This is a genomic window from Thiobacillus denitrificans (assembly GCF_001530125.1).
GTDB lineage: Bacteria > Pseudomonadota > Gammaproteobacteria > Burkholderiales > Thiobacillaceae > Thiobacillus > Thiobacillus denitrificans_C.
This window is the reverse complement of sequence record NZ_LDUG01000023.1, coordinates 1-20430: the sequence shown is the minus strand read 5'-3', so window position 1 is coordinate 20430 and position 20430 is coordinate 1. Positions and strand designations below refer to the sequence as shown.

The 20430-nt window shown below is 62.3% G+C and carries 24 protein-coding genes; 12 read left to right on the top strand and 12 right to left on the bottom strand.

What is annotated here, in order from left to right; translation table 11 throughout:
• Positions 1 to 527: glycerophosphodiester phosphodiesterase family protein (locus ABW22_RS17630; RefSeq protein WP_269083910.1), on the bottom strand; the 527-nt coding region annotated here is incomplete at its 3' end.
• Positions 528 to 648: 121 nt separating this feature from the next.
• Between ABW22_RS17630 and ABW22_RS17625 the strand changes: the two genes are divergently transcribed.
• Positions 649 to 792, top strand: a complete 144-nt coding sequence (locus ABW22_RS17625) for a hypothetical protein (RefSeq protein ID WP_162264482.1) — start codon at positions 649 to 651, stop codon at positions 790 to 792.
• 193 nt (positions 793 to 985) lie between these two features.
• On the top strand, positions 986 to 1258 hold the full coding sequence (locus ABW22_RS09400) for a hypothetical protein (protein ID WP_059755410.1): 273 nt from the start codon (positions 986 to 988) through the stop codon (positions 1256 to 1258).
• A gap of 192 nt (positions 1259 to 1450) precedes the next feature.
• Here ABW22_RS09400 and ABW22_RS18020 read toward each other — a convergent pair whose 3' ends face one another.
• The 4 genes from ABW22_RS18020 to ABW22_RS09375 all read right to left on the bottom strand — a co-directional run bounded on the left by ABW22_RS18020 (position 1451) and on the right by ABW22_RS09375 (position 5753).
• A complete protein-coding gene (locus ABW22_RS18020) occupies positions 1451 to 1921 on the bottom strand; it encodes a DUF305 domain-containing protein (protein ID WP_237763289.1) in 471 nt (156 codons plus the stop codon).
• 10 nt (positions 1922 to 1931) lie between these two features.
• Positions 1932 to 3302, bottom strand: a complete 1371-nt coding sequence (locus ABW22_RS09390; protein ID WP_059755407.1) for a beta-propeller fold lactonase family protein — start codon at positions 3300 to 3302, stop codon at positions 1932 to 1934.
• Positions 3303 to 4037: 735 nt separating this feature from the next.
• On the bottom strand, positions 4038 to 5264 hold the full coding sequence (locus tag ABW22_RS09380) for a hypothetical protein (RefSeq protein ID WP_059755402.1): 1227 nt from the start codon (positions 5262 to 5264) through the stop codon (positions 4038 to 4040).
• Between the two features lie 126 nt (positions 5265 to 5390).
• Positions 5391 to 5753, bottom strand: coding sequence for a hypothetical protein (locus ABW22_RS09375; protein WP_157648593.1), 363 nt, complete (start codon positions 5751 to 5753; stop codon positions 5391 to 5393).
• 197 nt (positions 5754 to 5950) lie between these two features.
• On the opposite strand from ABW22_RS09375, the gene ABW22_RS16770 reads away from it, so the two are divergent.
• On the top strand, positions 5951 to 6430 hold the full coding sequence (locus ABW22_RS16770) for a PEP-CTERM sorting domain-containing protein (RefSeq protein WP_202813934.1): 480 nt from the start codon (positions 5951 to 5953) through the stop codon (positions 6428 to 6430).
• An 88-nt stretch (positions 6431 to 6518) separates the two neighbouring features.
• On the opposite strand, the gene ABW22_RS09365 is transcribed toward ABW22_RS16770, so the two are convergent.
• Complete coding sequence (locus ABW22_RS09365; protein ID WP_059755395.1) at positions 6519 to 6779, bottom strand: hypothetical protein; 261 nt, start codon at positions 6777 to 6779, stop codon at positions 6519 to 6521.
• On the bottom strand, positions 6767 to 7033 hold the full coding sequence (locus ABW22_RS09360; protein WP_162264481.1) for a hypothetical protein: 267 nt from the start codon (positions 7031 to 7033) through the stop codon (positions 6767 to 6769). The genes ABW22_RS09365 and ABW22_RS09360 overlap by 13 nt, the downstream gene beginning before the upstream one ends.
• 162 nt (positions 7034 to 7195) lie before the next feature.
• Here ABW22_RS09360 and ABW22_RS09355 point away from each other — a divergent pair, with 162 nt between their 5' ends.
• From ABW22_RS09355 to ABW22_RS09345, 3 genes are all read left to right on the top strand, one after another.
• Positions 7196 to 7600 (top strand): hypothetical protein, encoded by a 405-nt coding sequence (locus ABW22_RS09355; RefSeq protein ID WP_059755389.1) that lies wholly within the window; start codon positions 7196 to 7198, stop codon positions 7598 to 7600.
• A 143-nt stretch (positions 7601 to 7743) separates the two neighbouring features.
• Positions 7744 to 8937 (top strand): sensor domain-containing diguanylate cyclase, encoded by a 1194-nt coding sequence (locus ABW22_RS09350; protein ID WP_059755386.1) that lies wholly within the window; start codon positions 7744 to 7746, stop codon positions 8935 to 8937.
• Between the two features lie 10 nt (positions 8938 to 8947).
• The gene (locus ABW22_RS09345; protein ID WP_059755384.1) at positions 8948 to 9274 is read left to right on the top strand and encodes a hypothetical protein; all 327 of its coding nucleotides are present in this window, start codon (positions 8948 to 8950) and stop codon (positions 9272 to 9274) included.
• Positions 9275 to 9329: 55 nt separating this feature from the next.
• Here ABW22_RS09345 and ABW22_RS09340 read toward each other — a convergent pair whose 3' ends face one another.
• The 4 genes from ABW22_RS09340 to ABW22_RS09325 form a co-directional block, all read right to left on the bottom strand.
• Positions 9330 to 9578, bottom strand: a complete 249-nt coding sequence (locus tag ABW22_RS09340) for a hypothetical protein (protein WP_059755381.1) — start codon at positions 9576 to 9578, stop codon at positions 9330 to 9332.
• A gap of 376 nt (positions 9579 to 9954) precedes the next feature.
• The gene (locus ABW22_RS09335) at positions 9955 to 12231 is read right to left on the bottom strand and encodes a nitric oxide reductase activation protein NorD (RefSeq protein WP_059755379.1); all 2277 of its coding nucleotides are present in this window, start codon (positions 12229 to 12231) and stop codon (positions 9955 to 9957) included.
• A gap of 102 nt (positions 12232 to 12333) precedes the next feature.
• On the bottom strand, positions 12334 to 13137 hold the full coding sequence (locus tag ABW22_RS09330; RefSeq protein ID WP_059755376.1) for a CbbQ/NirQ/NorQ/GpvN family protein: 804 nt from the start codon (positions 13135 to 13137) through the stop codon (positions 12334 to 12336).
• A gap of 75 nt (positions 13138 to 13212) precedes the next feature.
• The gene (locus ABW22_RS09325; protein ID WP_059755372.1) at positions 13213 to 14592 is read right to left on the bottom strand and encodes a ribulose-bisphosphate carboxylase; all 1380 of its coding nucleotides are present in this window, start codon (positions 14590 to 14592) and stop codon (positions 13213 to 13215) included.
• A 137-nt stretch (positions 14593 to 14729) separates the two neighbouring features.
• Between ABW22_RS09325 and ABW22_RS09320 the strand changes: the two genes are divergently transcribed.
• The 6 genes from ABW22_RS09320 to ABW22_RS09295 all read left to right on the top strand — a co-directional run bounded on the left by ABW22_RS09320 (position 14730) and on the right by ABW22_RS09295 (position 19534).
• On the top strand, positions 14730 to 15620 hold the full coding sequence (locus ABW22_RS09320) for a LysR family transcriptional regulator (RefSeq protein ID WP_059755369.1): 891 nt from the start codon (positions 14730 to 14732) through the stop codon (positions 15618 to 15620).
• A gap of 241 nt (positions 15621 to 15861) precedes the next feature.
• Entirely contained in the window at positions 15862 to 17199 is a 1338-nt protein-coding gene (gene chrA / locus ABW22_RS09315; protein WP_059755364.1) for a chromate efflux transporter, read from the top strand.
• 7 nt (positions 17200 to 17206) lie between these two features.
• Positions 17207 to 17581 carry a rhodanese-like domain-containing protein gene (locus ABW22_RS09310; protein WP_059755362.1) on the top strand — a complete coding sequence of 125 codons (375 nt, stop codon included), beginning with the start codon at positions 17207 to 17209 and terminating at the stop codon, positions 17579 to 17581.
• A 110-nt stretch (positions 17582 to 17691) separates the two neighbouring features.
• Positions 17692 to 18636: an MBL fold metallo-hydrolase gene (locus ABW22_RS09305; protein WP_059755359.1), complete on the top strand. Its 945-nt coding sequence runs from the start codon at positions 17692 to 17694 to the stop codon at positions 18634 to 18636.
• Positions 18637 to 18651: 15 nt separating this feature from the next.
• Positions 18652 to 19107: a chromate resistance protein ChrB domain-containing protein gene (locus ABW22_RS09300; protein ID WP_059755354.1), complete on the top strand. Its 456-nt coding sequence runs from the start codon at positions 18652 to 18654 to the stop codon at positions 19105 to 19107.
• 94 nt (positions 19108 to 19201) lie between these two features.
• Positions 19202 to 19534, top strand: coding sequence for a TusE/DsrC/DsvC family sulfur relay protein (locus ABW22_RS09295; protein ID WP_059755351.1), 333 nt, complete (start codon positions 19202 to 19204; stop codon positions 19532 to 19534).
• A 146-nt stretch (positions 19535 to 19680) separates the two neighbouring features.
• On the opposite strand, the gene ABW22_RS09290 is transcribed toward ABW22_RS09295, so the two are convergent.
• Complete coding sequence (locus tag ABW22_RS09290) at positions 19681 to 20151, bottom strand: cupin domain-containing protein (RefSeq protein ID WP_059755347.1); 471 nt, start codon at positions 20149 to 20151, stop codon at positions 19681 to 19683.
• Positions 20152 to 20430: the final 279 nt, after the last annotated feature.

Genomic DNA, 20430 nt, shown 5'->3' with positions numbered 1-20430 from the left:
GTTTGCAGAATTTCTGTTGCTGACGGCCGCACGCCGGTTTTCTGGTCGGCCTTGAAATCCGTCAACCAAAGTGCTTTGCGCTGAGGCAGCAGTCGCTTCGCTTCGGCAATGACATTGGCATCAAAGGACATCACGATGGCCTGCCCGGACGGCAACCTGGACCCGGCAAGCGCCCCTTTCAGGGCGGGCAGGATCTCCGGACCACATTTGATCTCGATGAACACCTGCTTCCCTTCAGGCACGGTGGCAAGGACTTCATCAAGGGTAGGGATTCGGGCGCCGCGCCATTGCGCTCCTTTCCAGGAACCGACATCAAGCTGACGAAGTTCAGCGAGCGTCGCTTCTGCGACCTTCCTGGCCTGACCGGCTGTCCGCTTGGTGTCGGCGTCATGGATACAGACGATTTTCCCATCACGGGTGAGATGAAAATCTCCCTCGATACCGTCGACGCCCTGTTGCCAGGCCAGGTTGAATGCGGTGAGGGTGTTTTCCGGCGCATCATAAGCGGCGCCGCGGTGGGCGATCACTGCAGGCGTGGAGAGGGCGGTCCCCGCGCAGGGAACGTGCCTGGAACACCTGTCAGTAGCGATGTTGTGACTCACGCGACGCGCACCCTTTTGTTTCCAGCGATGTCGAATGTACAAGCTAATGAGCGCCGGGAAGCGCAGCTTCTTTGGCGACCTGTTGACTTCAATGTTAGACGGCATTTTCAGAATGGCCGAACATGAGACGTTCGTCGCAATCCGCCTGAACTTCAGCGACGTGCCGATATCACCCGGCGATCTGGTTTGACGTAACCACCCATTTTCGTCGCCATTTTCCGGCGGTCGGGGTGGCGTGGCCACAGCGGGCCGGGGTGACACAAGGAAGCGACATGCTCATCCAGGCACTATGATGAATTTTCCAGCCATTATTTTGTGGGGGCAATATGGAACATTCTTCTTGCAGCGGGCACGCGCTGTTGCACCGGTTCGACGACTGAGTCATGACAGAACCCAGCGAAGCCGACCTGGCACGGGCCCACGCTGCCGTGAGCACCCTCCTCGACGGCATGCGGCTTTCCGCCCACCTCCATGCCGTCGAACCCCGGGAGGGGAAGTGGGCTGTGATCGTGGAATGCGCCACCGGCTCGGGCTGGCAGCGCGTGGAGCTGCGTGCAGGCCCCGAACTGCTGGCCGCGATCAGCGGCGACGCAGCGGCCCGGGCGACCCTGCTCACCCAATGGCGGGCGCATCTGGACGACTGCAAGTACGACTGACGCACCCCGATGCGGTTGCTCAGGCCTCATCAGCACCCGGTCGCAGGCCGGGTGACGGATGCGGAAGCCGAGCGCATCGAGAAGTTCGATCTTTACGGATCAATAAATCGGTGGGCGTGTCCCGCCCGAACAGAAACCCGGTTTAACTGCCAAACAAACCAGGCCAGGTGTTAGCAGGCATCGACAGCCGAATCAATCGCGCACCCCGCGCGTGCCACTCAAGGCTGGAAACGCGCCCGGGTCGGCGTCCGGCGCGCGCCGCAGGATTTCCAGGCGCGCCCGCATGGCGGCGATCTCGGTGGTTTGGGAGGCGAGGATCTCCTCGGCCAACTTTCGCGTCAGGGGATCCCTGCCGTGGATCAACATCAGGCGCGCCATGTCCACCGCACCCTGGTGGTGCGGGATCATCATGGCGAGGAAATCCACGTCGGCGTTGCCGGTGTAACCGGGGCGATGCATGTCGGCCATCATCTTCTGCATGTCCCGATCCATCTCGCTGATGAAGCGCTGGAACTGCACCGGGTAGCGCACCGCTTCATCCCCTCGCGTGGCCGTGCCGGGGTGAGCGTGATCCGCCGCGCTGTTTTCCGCCACGCCGTTTTCAGACAAGGCGCTCGCCGGCAGCGCCAGCGCGAGTGCCGCGATGCAGGCCAGGCGTCGCACGACCCGCGCCTCAGCCAGCCTGGCTGCGCGCGCCGGGACGCACGTAGACCAGGTTGATGCTTTTCTTGTTGCGCAGTTTTCCTGAAGGCAGATCCAGGTTGCCCAAGGGGATTTGCGCGATGAAGCCGGGCTTGAGCGGATCGGTGACGTCGAACACGCTGCACACGGTCTGACCTTCGGCCGGCGTGCCCGGCAGTTCGTCCTGTTCGTGGGCGACATAGAGCCGCGTGCCTTCGGGGTTGGTCCACAGGCCGTGGGATTCGCGGCCGTGGGTGAAAAAGTTGCCCACCACCTGCCGGCTGCCCGCGGCCGCGCCACGGTCGATGATGGCGATCTGGCTGGAGGCGACGCCGCCGGGCCCGCCGTCGTCCACGCGTGCGAGGCTGGTATAGACCGCGCGGCCTTTGGCGTTCTCGACGAACTCCACGTGGTTGGGCCGCGCCTTGTCGCCCAGTTTGACGTGACTGAGCAGGCGATGATCACCCGATGTCTCCCATGCCGAAACGCTGTCGGCCAGCTTGTGGGAGAACCACACCTCCTTGCCGTCCGGCGTGGTCTTTTGAAACGGCGTGAAGCCGAAGGGATCCTGGGCCTTGAGGTCGAGGGTCGTTTTGCGTTGCGGCCGGCTGTAGCCCTGACGGTCTGGGTTGACGTGGAACACGTCGACCTTCGACAGCTTTTGCGAGATGACGAAGGCCAGTTTGCCGTCGGTGCTGAACCACACCTGGGCGGGGCCGTTGAGCGTGTCGATGTACTGGCGCACCGCGCCGGCGTCCTTGCCGCCGACCTGCTTGAGCGCGCGCGCCACGTCGAGAATGACGATGCGATCCTCGCCGCGCAGCGTGACCCATAACTCCTTGCCGTTGCGGGTGAAGGTGGGTTCGTGCGGCTCACGCCCGATCAGAATGCCGCTGGACACGCGCTGGGCGTTCGTCTCGGCGCTGGCCTGGGGGTTGGCGGTGTTGCCCAGCACCGATCGGGTGCGGGTATCGATGAGATAGACGTTGCTGCTGCCCCGTCCGGTGGTGGCGATGAGCCCGGAGTCGGGCGACGGCGCCGCGCCGTGGATGGAGATGGCGCCGTGATACAGGGGCTTGTGGATCATCGCCACGTGGGTGGGCACCACGCCGCCGGTGACGAAACGGAAGGGCGGGCGCGGGTCTTCGTCGAAGCTGGTGAGGTTGACGGTGGAGTCCACCGTATTGCTGTAAGGGTTGATGACCGTGAGGGTGTTGGAATCCTCGTTGCAGATGAACACGCGGTCCATGCCGGCGTCGGCGCTGCGCATCGGCGAGGCCGCCATTGCCGGACGCATGCCGGCCACACTGCTCAGGGCCCCCAGGGCGGTCAGTTTAAGTACGTCTCTGCGGGTAAATTGCATGCGGTTCTCCTCTAGTCAGCCGACGAAAATTGCGCCTATCAAGCAGTGGTCTTCAGGATCTGCTCACCCCGAAATCCACGCTCGGCATGTTGGAAATGTGTTTATAGCCCATCAGCTGATGGGCTGACTTGTCACAGACGAACGGCGTGGGTGGGACGGCCCACACGCCATCGCACGTGAATCTCCTTGTCATGAGACAATGCTGTTCGGTTAACCTTCGTGGTGAGCTTGTCGAACCACCAGCTACTCACCAAGAGCCCTTCGACAGGCTCAGGACGAACGGAATTTTGCTTAAACGAACAGTATTTTGTCATGAGAGTAAACAGAGCGGGGCAGGATTTATTCCCGAAGCAGTGGAAATGAAATATGGCGCGGCGACAGCGCGCCTTTCGCCTCATCAACCCCGCTGTCGAACCGTTTTACAGTTGCCGCCGGCGAGGCAGGCTAATGGCGGGCCCTGCTTTGGCAGTCAGAACACAAGCAAAAAGGGGACACCAAAAATGAGGTCAGACTGAACTGCCCCGTTTTTACCCTGCGCCCGCTGCTCAAGGCAAAAAAATAGACGATCGGAGTGGGGCGTCTGGCTGAGTGCGACCAAGAGCCTGCCGGGATAATTGCCGCAGCGAAGCGGGGCCCGAACGGTCGGGTGCAGCGCGTTGTTGGGCATCAGCGCACCTTGTTCGAACCTTTCTGAATTTCATACAATGACTGGCGGGGGCAGACATTTCCGCATCGTCAGCTACCCCGGTTCCCTTTTTGCTTCGGGTAGCGTGCGGGTGAATGCTTTGCAAACAATTTTAGCGCGTCTTGCCCGGTTGAACGTGGCTTCAGCTTTCGCAGGACTACTTCTGCCCTGCTGGCGTCCAGGCGAAGCCTGCGAAAGGTAGACTTCCTCGCAAGCTTGGTCGCACGCTGCGCATGGTCGAGAAAATCCTTCGGCAGCGGGGCGTCGAGGTCCTCGAGAATGCCCCCAATGCCCTTGAACACAACCCCAACCGATTTCCTCATCTGAGGATCCCGCATCGTGAGGTAAGCCACTTGCGGGGTGTTTCGGGCGGCGAGCTTCCACCAGCCCTGCAGCCCTTCGTACCGGTGAAAGTAGCGGTCCCGGAAGGCGCGCATGGCTGAAAGCTGCCGACTGAATTTCTCCGGACGCCCGCCCAGGTAATCTGATTTGCTTCCCTTTCCCGCCAGGACGGATGCCGTCGAGATTGCGAGGCAGGGCTCGGTGAGGGCCATGGCGCCATGAATCTCCCAATCCCCATGGTTTCGCCAACGCTGCGAGAAACCAAGCGTGCCCACCCTCTGGTCAGGATGGTCGGGCGTGACGAACTGGTCCTGGTTGAACACGAAGACCTGGTTCCCTATCTGATCGTCGGCATTGAGCCATGACCAAATGTTCGCGAAGACGCCCTGCGCCTCGCTGATGGCATCGGAGACCGCGCCGTCGATGCCTTCCGTGACGCTTGCGATGTCCTCCGGGGTGATGACGGTATGGCCAGCCCCCAGGCTCTGAAGAACTTTGTCAATTGCACTCTGAACTGCCGCGTTCAGCGCCTGGTGGCCGGCTTCTGCACCGTTGTCGGTTACGTTGTCTTCCTCCATGAGAACAACAACGACGCCGAAGAAGCCGGGGAGATCCTCCTGCCCAAGCAAAGGCTGGATGGCGGGCGCCACCGGGATCGGCATCACGGAATCGCTGAACGACCCCAGTACGGACGGGATGAAGACGGTATCGCCGGCATCCACGTCATCACGGTTCAGGTTGCCATGACTCCCCGGGGTGGGGAAGATCACCGCTGAGCCCTCGATCTTCCCGGCATCAGAGACCATCAGGGAAGCGCCATCGCACTTGAAGAAGATTGTCCAGAGGTAGGGCTCGGCATCCCCGATCCCATCCCCCTCGTCGTGACAGTTCAGGGGGTTCAGGTTGATCAACCAGCGCATCAGTGGGCGAGCCATGACATCGGTTCCTTCTTAACATTCCGGGCTGCGGGTCGGCACCAAGGAGCGAACCGAACCGCCTGCCAGGGTAACTTCGCGCGAGTCCCTATCAGAACGCGGGGTGCCTAAACGCTTACCCGTAACTCAGAATCTTCGAGTGGCCACAATCCGACAATAAAAAAACCCGCATTCAAGGCAGAATATCCACTTCCCGATCCTGACGCATTTAATGACAAGTCCGACTGCGTCGGCCTGGCCCGGCCGCACGAACACCAAGGATTCATTACCGCGTTTGCGAGGCGCCTCAGAATGTTCGGCCTCCCAGGTGACCTCTTCTCCACGGAGCGACTCGGGAATCTTGAGCTTGAGTTTCTTTGCGTAGCGGAGCACGTCGTCGCCCTGGCGCAGCTTCTGCTCGTCCAAGGCCGGTAGCAGGGCATGAAGAAAGCCTTCCAACTCGTGAGCGTCGTCCAATACTCTGTCCAGCTTATTTTTCGCCGTTGCCATGGTCTTCTCCTGATTAAGTCCGCACAATAGCAAATGGGGTCCGTCGAAGCCGTTCGCCCATCATGCTCGGAGTAGCTGAAATCAGCTTAGGACATCTGTTTTAAAATTGAAATACAACTTTAGTTGTAGGTGGCGGTGCGATGGCACTTTAGCCAAGGCACCGACGCAGGTCATTAACCAGGATCGAAGCACCGTTAGTGGACAAGCATGCGCATCGAGGGCCGTTGCCGCGCCAATGCCCGTACAAAGCGAATCCCCGGGAAGGCAGTCCGTCTTCGTCCAGGCGCGGCGACAGCGCGCCTTTCGCCCACATCCACTGCTGTACGGCGCTGCCGAACGAGGATGTCGCGGTTGGTGTGGCCGTTACCCCTGGCACCCTCCCCGGCTTCCCGATAGGCGTGACCGCGGGCAGCTATGACGTCCTGATCGACCTCACGAATCCCGCGAGCTATACCGCAGCTTTCGTCACCAACTTTGGCGGAGGCACCGTGGCAGGCGCCGAGGCCGCGCTGATCGCGGAATTCGACGACCAGCTCGCCTATTTCAACATCCACACCGCCGTGTTTCCCGCTGGGGAAATTCGCGGGCTTCTCGCCGCCGTTCCCGAACCCGCGACCCTCGCCCTGATCGGGCTCGGAGTCGCCGGACTGGGCTGGAGCCGCCGCCAGCGCACGTAAGGAGTAAGGAGCGGGGCCGGCGATCCCACGCCACCGCGGGGCTTCTTTTTTGCGCTGGCCGGGATGGTGTGGTCGATGACGCGGGTTCTTACGGTTTGCGCAGCTGCCTGACGAAGTGCACGATCTTGTCCAGCTGGAAGCGCGTTTGTTTGCCCGCCCGCTCGGATTTTTTGGTCAGCGCGTTTAGCACCATGGCGCTAAACGCAACCAGATCCTGCCGCGGGTAATCATCCTGCACGCCGCCGTCCTGAAAAAACTCGGCAACCCAGCGTGCATCCAGTTCGTCCTGTCCGGTTTCCTGCAAATATTCATTTGCAGCCATCTCGACGTATTCGCTCAGTTTGGGCATCGCGGTTCCCGGCATTCCACTCTAGTGCACCCGGCCCAGCCGGCCGTTGTGGCTGCCCAGGGCCAGCTCTGGTACATGGGCAACCACAACGGCCGCTGCACATTGCTCTTGGGGTCGATGCGCACCACGGTGTCGCTGCGGATTTCGTTGGCCCACACGATGCCGGCGCCGTCGACGGTCACTGCGTAGGCGCCGCCCTCCGGACCGGCGGACAAGGCCACTTCGCGCACCATGCGGCGGGCAGCCGGCTCCACCTGCACGAGTTTGTTGTAGCCGTAAAGGGTGACCCACAGGCTGCCGTCCGGCGCGGTGGCGCTGTGGCGCGGGCGTTCCCCCTTTGGGCGGTGGCCCTCCAGCCCGGGTTAGTGATACTTTCAGGAAGCCCGTTGGATTTCCTCTCTTTAAGGTCAAACCGCATGAACATCTCAAATTACGCAGATCTGCTAACAACCGCCAGGCAGCAACCCGAACCGCAGCGGCTTCTTTTCGTTTTCACTCAACCCGAACTGCCTGAAGGCCATACCGCAGCCCAGAATCAAGGTTTTCATGCCGGGACGGGGGGCGTATTAACCCCCCAAATGTGTACCGACAAGGCATTGGATGAGCTGGGTGATTTTTCCGATCTGGTCGAGGAGTCACGCCAGATGGGACAGGATTGGAAAATCGTGTTTGTCGCCTGCCTGGCAGGGCGCGCGGGTGTCATGCCAAGTACCGAAGAAGCGCAGGCGCACTTAAAGACGATGGTCAATTCGATCCAGAATGGCACGATCTCCAAGTATTTGGCCTACGATCGGGACGGGGATCTGGTTCAGTTTTCCTGAAGATGAGGCGAGGGGATGGGCCGGTCGTTTGGGTTCAGCTGTTGCCCAACGACGCTCCCAGAATGCCGTGAGGCGCGCTGCTTTGGTGCAAATGCCTTTAGTATTCAGCCCGTTGTCTTCGTTTTTTCCTCTGCCACGCCACCATGCAAACCGAAAATGATGGATCTGTCTTTGCCGGCTTCAAGCGCGTGCTCCGCAAGGGTGCGCTGATCTTCGCGCTCATCATCATGGTGCTGATCTCCATGATTCTCTACCAGTACCAGCGCTCGGAAGAGGCCGTTCGCTCGGTGGCGCACACGCAGCAGGTCATTGCGTACATCGACGCGCTGCGCACCTACCTGCTCAACCTCGACACCGCGGTTCGCAAATACGCCGAGTCGAACGATCCCGCCGATCTTGACCCCAGCCTGATCTGTCGCCAATCGCGCTGTCCCAGTGCCGAGCGACTGATCGCCTTGATCGGTGCTGACGGCGCCCGGGCTGCTCGCCTGGCGCCGCTGCCGTCACTGCAATCGGCATTGGAGACTGGATTTGGCGCGCTCCAGCAACGCGCAGCGGCGGGTGGCGATGCCACGCCGCCTGAACGGGAGCTTGCGGGGTTCGACAAGTCTGCCATCGAGCAGATCCACCGCATTCTGATCGAGACCGGACGGGAAGAGCTGCGCCAGCTGGAAACGCGCGAAACGGCGCGAATCCACGACCAGAACTGGTCGTCGGCGCTACTGGGAATGGCCGGGCTGTGGACGGGATTGGCGCTCCTCGGGCTGTACCGGGAAACCGGTCGCCTGATCAGGGCAGGTATCCACGCCGAGCAGACGATCCGGCAACTCAGTCTTCGCGATCCGCTGACGGGACTGGCCAATCGGCGCTTCCTCAACGAAAACGAAAAGCACTTGATCGCCGGCGCGAAGCGCTCGCGGACGCAGATGGCGGTCCTGGCCATCGATCTGGACGACTTCAAGGCGGTGAACGACCGTTATGGGCACGCTACGGGCGACGCGGTTTTGGTGACGGCGGCGGAACGGATGAAGCAACTGCTCCGCGAGTCGGATGTGATCGCCCGTTTCGGCGGCGACGAGTTTGTCATCGTGCTGGGGCAGGTCGACGATGCAGCGGCGGCGCGTGAGGTCGCAGGCCGCGTGGTGGAAAGCCTGAGCCAGCCCATCCCGCTTGCCGCAGGGGGCACCGCACACATCGGGGCGTCGGTGGGGATTGCCATGTGCTGCGCTGGCGGAGAAACGCTGGATGAGTTGCTGAAGAAAGCAGACGCGGCGCTTTACGCGGCGAAACGGGACGGCAAAAGCACCTTCCGTGAGGCTGGCGCTTCAGGCACGTAAGCCGCGTGCGATGGGACGCCGAAATCACTATCATGTCTATGTGATCGAACTGTCGAAAGACGTTCTATACGAAGGCCGATTCAAGAAAGCCAACCCCGGTTACATCACGGGCAAGCCATGTGTTTACGTCGGCATGACAGGACTGGATCCCGACGTGCGCTTCGACAAACACAAGGCAGGCATCCAGTCCAATCGATTCGTCAAACAATTCGGCCTGCGCTTGTTGCCTGAACTGTACGAACTGTATAACCCGATGTCCTATGACGGCGCGCGCGACCTGGAAGTGGAGTTGGCGATTGATTACCGTGAAGCAGGGTACGGGGTTTGGCAGGCGTGAGCATGATGCCGTCGATGAAAAAATCCGACGCTGATCCCTCTGCTTGCACCCGCCTTTAGCGCGCCCGCGCCTTGGCGAGTTTGGCCTTCAGCTCCGGCATGATGGAGGCGGCCCTCTCGCCCTCCAGGATGGTCCGGTGCCGGCCCGCGAAACCCATGATGGCAAAGGTCTGCAGCACATCCACGGTGCCGGTGAGCTTGTTCCGGCGGGCCACGTTGGAGACGTCAACGGCGATGTCGAAGTCCGCGCCCATGGTGCGCGCGGCCTGGACGGGTACCGGCGAGGTGAGGTCGCCGTCCACCATAATCCCGGCCACTAATGTCGACGGGTTGGAACAACACTACCTGTCCAACCCGGATTATTTGTTGAGCGCCATGAACAATTGCGGCAGCCGCTCGATGTGATCGATGACCGATGAACTGGCGGCCGAAGATACCGCCGACGTTTTTTTGATGAAAGCCTCAAACCGGCCAGGGACGGAAGTTCATGCCGATAACGGCGACCGTCTCTTCATCGGCCTTATGTAAAGCTTTGCATAAGGCCGAACAGGAGACGTTCTCCGCCAACCGCCTGAATTTCCGCTCAGGGTCGATTTGAGACCGCCGCATTCCCATCAATCTCCCAAACAGAAACCCGACTTGCTGGCGGATGTCGGGGTAATGCTGAAGGGCCAAGACGGCTTATTTGGTGAGCGCCATGAACAATTGCGGCAGCCGCTCCGGCAGCCGCTCGATGCGATCGATGACAGTGTAGTGGCGGCCGAAGATGTCGCCGACGTATTCGTCGGCCTTGGGATCGAGGCTGATGCAGTAGGGGAAGATGCCCTGCTGGTCGAGCTCCTTGACGGCCTGGCGGGCGTCTTCGATCAGCAGGCGTTCGTCGTGGGCATCGACGTCGGACGGCATGCCGTCGGTGAGGATGAGCATGAGCTTCTTGTCGGCCGGGCGCGCGCCGAGGTAATGCGCAGCGTGGCGCATCGCGGCGCCCATGCGGGTCGAGTAGCCCGCCTCCATCGCGGCCAGGCGCGCCTTGACGTCGTCGTTGAAATTTTCGCCGTAGCCCTTGATGTGCAGGTAGCGCACGTCGTGGCGAGTGTTGGAATGGAAGCCGGCAATGGCGAACGGGTCGCCGAGTTTTTCGATCGCCCAGGCCAGCAGCGAAACCGCTTCCTGGCTGAGTTCGAGGATGGTCTGGTCGGAGCCGCCGGCTTTTTCGTTGAGCGATTCCGACAGGTCCAGCAGCAACATGACCGAGATGTCGCGGCCGGCGGTCGTGTGGCTCATGTTGATGCGCGGGTCGGGGTTGGCACCGCCCTTGAAGTCGATCAGCGAGCGGATCGCGACGTCGAGATCGAGCTCGCTGCCCTCTTCCTGATAGCGGATGCGCACCTTGTCCTGCGGCTTCAGCAGGTCGAGCATCCGCTTCAGCCGCTTGGCCAGCGCATCGTGCTTGGCGAGCAGGCGGTCGATGTCGGCCGCATTGCCCTGGGGATGCAGCGCCTCGTACACGCTGACCCAGTCCGGACGGTAGGTCTGGCTGCGGTAATCCCACTCATGGTAATGGCGCGGCGGCAGGCCCCGGATTTCCTGATCCGGCTCGGCCTTGCGCGTCTCGTCGAAGGATTCCTCCTCGTCGCCCGCCTCGATGAATTTCCACAACTGGCGGTTGTCGTCGCGGTAGTCGACGACGGTGTCGTCGAAGTGCACCTTGGCGAACTGGTCGCTCTGAAGGCGGGTTTTGGCGACGTAGGAGAGCGCCAGCGCGGCGATTTCTGTTGTGCTGGATTCACGCTGTTCCGATTCGCTTGGCGCCATGACGGCGTGGAAGCGGGCGACGAAATCGTTGAGATCGACATCGACATAGCCGTGATGCGGGTCGAGCAGTGCACGCGACAGCATCGCCATGCGGTGGCGCAGGCAGGAGGTGGTCTCCGGATCGCAGGCGTTTTCCAGCGGCTTCGGGTGCAGCCCGAGGAACAGCCGGCGCAGGCCGGGGTATTCGCGGATCAGCAGCGTGTCGACGCGGCAGTCCTCGAAGAATTCCACCGCCATGCGCTGGAACGGGCTCCAGTTGTCGGCGATCTGCGCCTCGGACCAGCGGCGGTGGCCGACGATGTGGGCGAGCACTGCGCGGTAGCGGTCGATACCGCTGACGCCGTTCGTGTCGTCAAACACGTCCGGCAGCCGGATGCCAAGCTTGTCGTAATAGGGAATCGGCTTGCGCAGTTCGTCGAACGCGGTGGAGTACGGCACCAGATGTTCGCTGTCCTGCCACAGGCCGCGCAGGTATAGATCGAGCTTGCGCTCGACGTCCACCAATAATGTTCCATGGCGTTCGCGCTGCAGCACGGCGCGGCTGTCGGCCGACTGCAGGCTGAAGTAATCCTTCTGCCGCTCGGGGTGGTTGCCGTAGTTGCGAATGCCGTATTCCACCCAGTTTTTCAGGCCGGACAGCGTCAACTGGTTGAGCAGGTTCGGCGCCTGGGCGAGAAAATCCGGCAGGCCGGGGCTGGGGAAGGTGGTGTGGTGGCCGTGGATGGAGCCGGTGGTGCGCGCCTTGAAATCCAGCGTGAGATCGAGGTAGCGCTGCAGCTGCGCCTGCGAATGCAGCCGGCGGGCCACCGGCGCCAGGGTTTGCAGGAAGGGCTCGATGGCGCGGCCGTTGGGCGACTTCTGCATGCGCTGGATCAGCGCCATCACCGCCGGCAATGCCGCTTCGCCGATCGCCTTGGCGGTGGACGGCCACTCTTCCATGAACGCCAGCATCGGCTCGACGCCCCGCCCCAGCTTGCCGATGACGCGGCCCGCTTCGAGATAGGCGTCGATGCCTTCGCGCGTGAGCACCGCCAGCGCTTCCGCCATCAGATCGTCGAACACCGCTTCCACCTGCGGAAAGCGGGTGTCGAGCTGCTTCCAGTAGGCGGCCATCAGGGGATGCTGATATTCGGTTTCGGTCATGTCCGGACAATCTCCCGTAGGCTGGGCTGAGGCACGAAGCCCAGCGCAAGCCAGTCATGTTGGGCTTCCTGCGTCAGCCCAACCTACACGCGGTGTTGTTGCTTACGCAAACGTGGCATCGATGGCGTGATCCAGCGTCTCGCGAATGTCGGCGTCGTCGGTGATCGGACGCACCATCGCCATGCGGCAGGCGTCGCGCGGCTCGACGCCATCCTTGATCAGCGTCGCGGCGTACACCAGCAGACGGGTGGAGATGCCTTCGTCCAGCCCGTGCCCTTTCAGCCCGCGGGCGACGCCGCCGATCTTCACCAGCTTGGCGGCCATCGCTTCGTCCATGCCGGTTTCCTTCGCCACGATCTGCGTTTCCAGCGCGGCCGCCGGGTAATCAAAATCGAAGGCGGTGAAGCGCTGCTTGGTCGACTGCTTCAGGTCCTTCATCAGCGTCTGGTAGCCGGGGTTGTAGGAGATCACCAGCTGGAAATCGGGATGGGCGTGGATCAACTCGCCCTTTTTGTCGAGCGGCAGCACGCGACGGTGGTCGGTGAGCGGATGGATCACCACGGTGGTGTCCTGCCGCGCCTCGACGATTTCATCGAGATAGCAGATGGCGCCGATGCGCGCGGCAACGGTGAGCGGGCCGTCGAGCCAGCGGGTGCCGTTGGCTTCCAGCAGATAACGACCGACCAAGTCGGACGCGGTCATGTCCTCGTTGCAGGCCACGGTGATCAGCGGCTTGCCGAGCTTCCACGCCATGTACTCGACGAAGCGCGACTTGCCGCAGCCGGTGGGGCCTTTCACCATCACCGGCAGGCGGTTGCGGTAGGCGGCCTCGTACAGCGCGACTTCGTTCTTCTGCTGCTGGTAGAAGGGTTCGTGCTGAACCTTGTACTGGTCTTTGTCCGTCATGGTTTTTCCTCGTGCCGGAAGAAAAACGCCTCCAGTGAACCGGAGGCGTTTCTCATGCATCAATGTGAGTTGTGCTTACTTGTGCACGCCCAGCTTTTCACGCCAGCCGGGGTAGAGCTTGTCGGCATCGCCGGGGAAGGACTCGAACGCGCGGGCGAATTCCTTGTGCTCTTTCGCGTATTCGATCGGGTCGGCACCCGACTTCCAGCACTCGTACGACTGACGCAGCGAGATTGCACCAGCAGCGGGGCTGTCGATGTGGCCGTAAGCGCCGCCACCCGAGGTGTTGATCACGTTGCCGTGACCCAGGTTCTCGAAGAAACCGGGCAGACGCAGCGCGTTCATGCCGCCGGAGATGATCGAGGTGGTGGGCTTCATGCCGTACCATTTCTGGAAGTAGACCGGGCCCTGGCACTCGTCACGCTCCAGCATGTAGCAAATGACTTTATCGGAAGCATCGCCTTCCATCTTGCCGTAGCCCATGGTGCCGACGTGGATGCCGGAAGCCCCCTGCAGACGCGAGATCTTGCCCAGCACGAACGCGGTGTAGCCGCGTTTGGCGGAAGGCGAGGTGATCATGCCGTGGCCAGCACGGTGGTAGTGCAGGTACTGGCTGGGGTACTGCCGGCGGGCGGTGGTGATCATGCCGGGGCCGCCAACGAAACCGTCGACCAGGAAGGCGACCTTGTCCGCGTCAGGTCCGAACGCTTCCAGGATGAAATCGGCGCGGGCGCACATCTCGTAGTGGTCGTCGGCGGTGATGTTGGCGGAGAACAGCTTGGCCTGGCCGGTTTCGTCTTGGGCGCGCTTCATCGCGTCGTACACCAGCGGATACACCTTCTTGGCCGGGCAGAACACCTGGTTGCCCTGGGGTTCGTCGTTCTTGATGAAGTCGCCGCCCAGCCAGAATTGGTAGGCCGCGGCCGCGAACGGCTCGGGGCGCAGGCCCAGCTTCGGCTTGATGATGGTGCCGGCGATGTAGCCGCCGTTGACGATCGGGCGGCCCAGAATGCGCCACATGTCGGAAATGTCCTTGGCCGGGCCGTCGAACAGCTGGATCGCGCGCTCGGGCATGTAGAAGTCATGAATCTTGGCGTGCTCGATGTCGCCCATGCCCTGGTTGTTGCCGATCACCAGCGTCAGGAAAGAGACGATCATCATGCGACCGTCGGTCATGTTGCGGTCGAACAACTCGAGCGGATACGCGATCCGCATGTCTTCGGTCGCTTCGTCGATGAGGTAGACCAGCGCGTCGACGCCCTTGGTGAAGTCGTCGGTGGTGGAGACTTCAACGTTGGTGCCGGTGGACGACTCGGCGGCGAAGTGAGCGGCCGCTTCCAGGTAGCCGTGGCCAGCCTTCGGCTTCATCTTGTAGGCGACGAGGATGTGCTTGCCACCCTTGATCAGGTCTTCTTCCTTGAGGGAGAGGTCGGCGTAACGTGCGGATTGATCCATTGCATGACTCCTTGCTGGGTAAATAGGGCTTCAGGCGCAATGCCCCTGAACACGACATGGGTGAACTATACGCACAGGCTTATATAATTAATATTAAATTGTTATGATTAAAACCATATCATTATGCTTATACATCAATGCGCCGACTGACGCTCCGCCAATTCCGGGTATTTGAAGCCGTGGCCCGCCACCTGTCGTTTTCCCGGGCTGCCGAGGAATTGCATCTCTCCCAGCCGGCCGTCTCCATGCAGGTGCGCGGGATCGAGACCATCCTGGAGGTGCGGCTCACCGAACAGTTGGGGAAAAAAATCTTCCTCACCGAGGCCGGGCGTGAGGTGCTGCACGCCAGCCGGGCCATCACCGCACGACTGGACGACATGCAGGCCAACCTGGCGCAGCTGCGCAGCATCGATAGCGGCCAACTCAATCTGGCCGCGACCTCGACCGTGAATGTCGTCGCCACCGATATCCTGGCCCGGTTTCGCGGCAGGCACCCCGGGGTGACGGTTCATCTGGACGTCTCCAACCGTGCTGCGGTGCTGGACCAGCTGGTCGGCAACCGCATCGACCTCGCCATCATGGGGCAGGTGCCGGACGGGCTGGGCCTGGAAGCCATCCGCTTCATGGACAACCCGCTGGTGGTGATCGCCCCGCCCGACCATCCGCTGGTTGGCCAGAGGAACATTGCCGTCGAAAGCCTGGCCACCGAATCCTTCCTGGTGCGCGAAACCGGCTCCGGCACCCGCGGCGCGATGGAGCGTTTCTTCGCCGCCCGCGGGCTGGAAATCCAGAGCAGCATGGAAATGAGCAGCAATGAAGCGATCAAGCAGGCGGTGCAGGCCGGTCTGGGGCTGGGCATCCTCTCGCTGCAGACGCTGGAGATGGAACTGGCGTTGAAGCGGCTGGCCGTGCTGAACGTCGATGGCTTCCCCATCCTGCGTCACTGGTACATCGTCCACCGCGCCGACAAGCGACTGTCGCCGGTGGCGCAGGCATTCAAGGAATTCGTGCTGGGGCCGGCGCAGTAGCCGGGACGGTTGCGGCGGTGCGAAATTCGGGGCGAGGGCGCCCCTCCTACAAAAGCGTGCGGGTGTAGGAGGGGCGCCCTCGCCCCGAAGGGCCCGGCCAAGACCCCGTTTGGCTGATTGCGCGCCCCTGCACTAGAATCGCGTCAGTCGGGGCACCAGCCCCCGGCGTCAGGATTCCCCATCCGCAAGACGGTGTCCCGTCCAAGCCTGGTTTTTTTATCCTTAATCTGGAGCGTATCGCTTGGACACCGTACCCACCACTGCACCCGCGCCCGTCACCCTGGGCGAATCCTTCAAATACTGGCTCAAGCTCGGCTTCATCAGCTTCGGCGGCCCGGCCGGGCAGATTTCGATGATGCATCAGGAACTGGTGGAGAAACGCCGCTGGATTTCCGAGCACCGTTATCTGCATGCGCTCAACTACTGCATGCTGCTGCCCGGCCCCGAGGCGACCCAACTGGCGATCTACATCAGCTGGCTGATGCACGGCATACGGGGCGGCATCATCGCCGGCGTGCTGTTCTTCCTGCCGTCCTTTCTGCTGCTGTCGCTGTTGGCCGGCTTGTATCTCGCGTATGGCAACCTGCCGTGGGTGCAGGGCATCTTCTACGGCATCCGCCCCGCGGTGGTGGCGGTGGTGCTGTTCGCGGCCTGGCGCATCGGCAGCCGGGCGCTGAAGAACCAGGTGCTGTGGACGATGGCGGCGCTGGCCTTCATCGGCATCTTCGTTTTCAACATCGCGTTTCCGTGGATCGTGCTGGCCGCGGGGCTGCTCGGCGCGATCGGCGGCAAGCTCGCGCCGCACAAGTTCAAGAGCGGCGGCGGCCACGGCGCCAGCGCCAGGGAATACGGCCCGGCCATCATCGACGACGACACCCCGCCGCCGGCCCATGCGCGCTTTTCCTGGCGCAAGCTGGCGCTCAAGCTCGTTGCCTTCGTGCTGATCTGGCTGGGGGCGATGCTGGCGATCCAGGGCACGCCGGACCTCTACAACATGGGCGAATTCTTCACCAAGGCCGCCTTCCTCACCATCGGCGGCGCGTATGCTGTGCTGCCCTATGTCTACCAGGGCGGGGTCGAGCATTTCCAGTGGCTGACCGGCCCGCAGATGATGGACGGCCTGGCGCTGGGCGAAGCCACGCCGGGTCCGCTGATCATGATCGTCACCTGGGTCGGCTATCTCGGCGGCGTCGCCAAGGGCGTGTTCGACAACCCGGTGGCAGCGGGGCTTGCGGGCGCGGCGGTGGCAACCTTCTTCACCTTCCTGCCGTCCTTCCTGTTCATTCTCGTCGGCGGTCCGCTGATCGAGGCCACGCGCGGCGAGATCCGCTTCACCGCGCCGCTCACCGGCATCACCGCGGCAGTGGTCGGCGTCATCCTCAACCTCGCGGTATTCTTCGCCTGGCACACTTTCTGGCCGCAGGGCACAGCAGACGCGCCGTTCGCCGGGATCTTCGACTGGTTTCCGGTCATCATCGCCGTCGCCGCCTTTATCGCCCTGTGGAAATACAAGGCCGACATCATGAAGGTGATCGGCGTATGCGCCCTGCTCGGGCTGGTTTATTCGTTTGTAAAATGAGGACAGTATGGAACCCGGAACCCAACCCCTGAAACGCTGCGGCTGCGGCACGCCGACCGAAAAATGCCCGGACTTGCCGCGCACCATCGTGCCCGCCGACGTGAACCCCGACGCCACCCTGGTGTTCGATGTGCGGCGCGAAGCCGACTTCGCCGCATCCAATGAGATCATTCCAGGCGCGATGTGGAAAAACCCGGACAAGATCGACGCCTGGATCGGCGCCCTCCCGCTCACGCTCGACGTGATGATCTACTGCGTGCGCGGCGGCGGCGTGTCGAACAGCGTGGTCGACCGCCTGCAGGCCGCGGGCGTGAAGGCGCGCTACATCGAGGGTGGCATCGAGGCGTACAAGGCGGCGGGCGGAAAAGTCGTCACGAAATGACCAGCGATCGGGCCGCAAAATGACCATGCGCTGTGGGCGCATTGTGGCCTTGGGGGCACCCCGTCAACGCATAAGCTCCAGATAATCAATCAAAACAACGGGAGGTTGACATGAAAAAAATACGATTCGGATTCTGGCTGGCGCTGTGTGCGCTGGTGGCAATGCCGGCTCACGCGGCAGGCTGGCTGCCCAAGCCGGTCAAGGTTTCGCCCAACACCTGGGTGTGGGTGGGGCCGTATGAAGGGCCGAGCCAGGCAAACCGGGGCTACCGCATGAACCTGGGCTTCGTCGCGGGCACGCAGTCGGTCGCGGTGATCGACAGCGGCTATTCGCCCGAGATGGCCGAAGAAATGCTGCTGCGCATCCGCGAAATCACGCCGCTGCCGGTGCGCTATGTCATCAACACCAATTCCCAGCCGCATCGCTTCATGGGCAATGACGTGTTTCGCAAGGCGGGGGCCGAAATCATCGCCTCGCGCGAAGCGGCCACCCGCATGGAAAACGAGGGCGCCAGTTTCGCTGCCACAGTCGCCCGCACGCTGGGCCTGAAAGACGGCGCCATCGCAGCGCCCCAGTTGCCCGGCCGCCTCATCGAGGCCAGCCAGTCCATCTCGCTGGATCTGGGCGGCGTCAGCCTGCAGGTCACGCATTTCGGGCGCGCCCACACGCGCGGAACGCTGGTGGTCGAAGTCGCGCCGGGCCAGACCGTGTTCGCCGGCGACATTCTGCACAGCGGACGCCTGCTTGCCGTGCTCCCCGACGGCCACGTCACGCAGTGGATCGCCGCCTACGATGGCCTGCGCAGCCTCAAGGCCAGGCGGTTCGTCCCGGGCCACGGCCAGGTCGCGCCTTTGAGTGGATTCGAGCAGCCGACGTATCGGTACCTGAACGCGCTCAAGTCGCACATGGACAAGGCGGTGAAAGCGGGCACCGACGCCACCACGGCGATCACCAGCTTCGATTCGGCGCCCTGGAAAAAGCTGGCCAATTTCGACGAACTGGCCGGGCGCAATGCCTCGCTGGCCTACCTTGAAGCCGAGGCCGACGGTTTTTAAGCCGTCGAACGAAACATGAAATGGGTGACCCGTGCACGGCCCAAGATCGACCGCATCGCCTGCCCCTGGCTGATCGCGCGCTTCATCGACCCGGCGGCCGAGTTTCTTTATGTGCCGGCCGGCCAGGTGCTGCAGGTGGCGAAAGAAACCGGCGCCACGCCCTACGACATCCCGGGCGTGGAATACGGCCACGTCGGCGAGTTGTGCAGTTTTGATGCCTTTTTGCGCCTGAATAAGCTGAACGACCCGGCCTTGCTGCAACTTGCCGTCATCGTGCGCGGCGCCGATACCGCCCGGCTCGACCTGGCGCCGCAATGTGCCGGATTGCTGGCGCAATCACTGGGCCTGTCGGCCATGTTCCCGGACGATCACGTCATGCTGCGGCATGGCATGGTGATGTATGACGCCTACTACGCCTGGATCAAACAGGCCCAGGGCGAGACCCATAACTGGAAACCGGCAGTCGCCTAAGTCCACACCTGCCCATCGCGAGTGGTTGACTAATTTACTCGGTTATTCTATCGTTCGGCATCGTTATTTTTTACTGAACACAAGGACACGCATCATGGAACGCGAAATCAACGGCAAAATGATCGAAACCGACCCCGAAGGCTACCTGGTTAATCTGGAAGACTGGTCCGAAGAACTGGCCGTCGAACTGGCCAAGGAAGACAAGCTTGAACTGGGTGAGAACCACTGGAAGATCATCCACTACATGCGCGAGTTCTTCGCCCAGAACGGCACCGCGCCCAACCTGCGCTTCCTGCAAAAAGGCCTGAAGGAAGAATTAGGTCCGGAATGGGGCGACAAGAAATTCCTGTTCGACCTGTTCCCGTTCGGCCCCGCCAAACAGGCCGGCCGCTACGCCGGCACCCCGAAGCCGACCGGCTGCGTGTGAGCATTTAAGCAAGCACCCCCGTCGCATCAAAACGCCCCGCCCCGCCCTGTGCGGGGCGTTTTGCTTTGGCTGCAGGCGGGGCGCCTCGCCCCGAATACGCACCATCGCTCACACCACACCTTCGGCCCGGGGGCGGCCTCCTACAGCTATTTCCGGGCGTCGCTCGCAACCGCATCCACCGGCGACTCGAATGCGATGAACAGGACGCAGGGGCCCGCCTCGCTACACTCCGCCTTGTGCGAAAGCTTGGCAGGGCCGTACGCATAGCTTCCCGGCTTGAGCACAGCGGTCGCGTGCCCGTCATAGGTCACGTGAAGCTCACCGGCGACCAGCACCATGCGTTCCGCCGAGGTATGCCAGTGGCGCGGAATCACCGCATTCGCGGGCACCTTGAAGAAGACATCGGCATTGTTTTTGGCGGGATCGCCGTGAAGCACCGCAATCTCACAGCTCTTAGGCATGAAATCGGGGCAGCCGCCCCACTTGAGCGCTGCGTCCCCGGCCGTGCGTGCCAGCGGGGCGTCCTGTGCGAAAGCCACGGCAAACGGACTGGCAACAAGCAGTGCAAACAGTGCCGCACTTCCCGGCAATTGGCGTGTTCTGGTTTGGCTGGTCATGGGCTCCTCCTTCAGGACAGGAAAGGGCTGCCGGGCAGATGCCCAACAGATGCAGTAGACCTATCACCATAGTCAATTCAACTGACAATTACGCGCCGCTCTTCGGTTTAACCTAGAAACCGCAGTTGAACGCGCCCGATGGTGCGTCTGGGCGTGTGTCTGCCGCATACGATTCCACATGGGCTTCAGCCCATAGTGGATCGGAGCCCTTTAGGGCGAAGCAACGAGGCGGGCAGGCCGGGGCCTGCAACGAGGCGCGACAAAGGCAGGCGCGCGCAC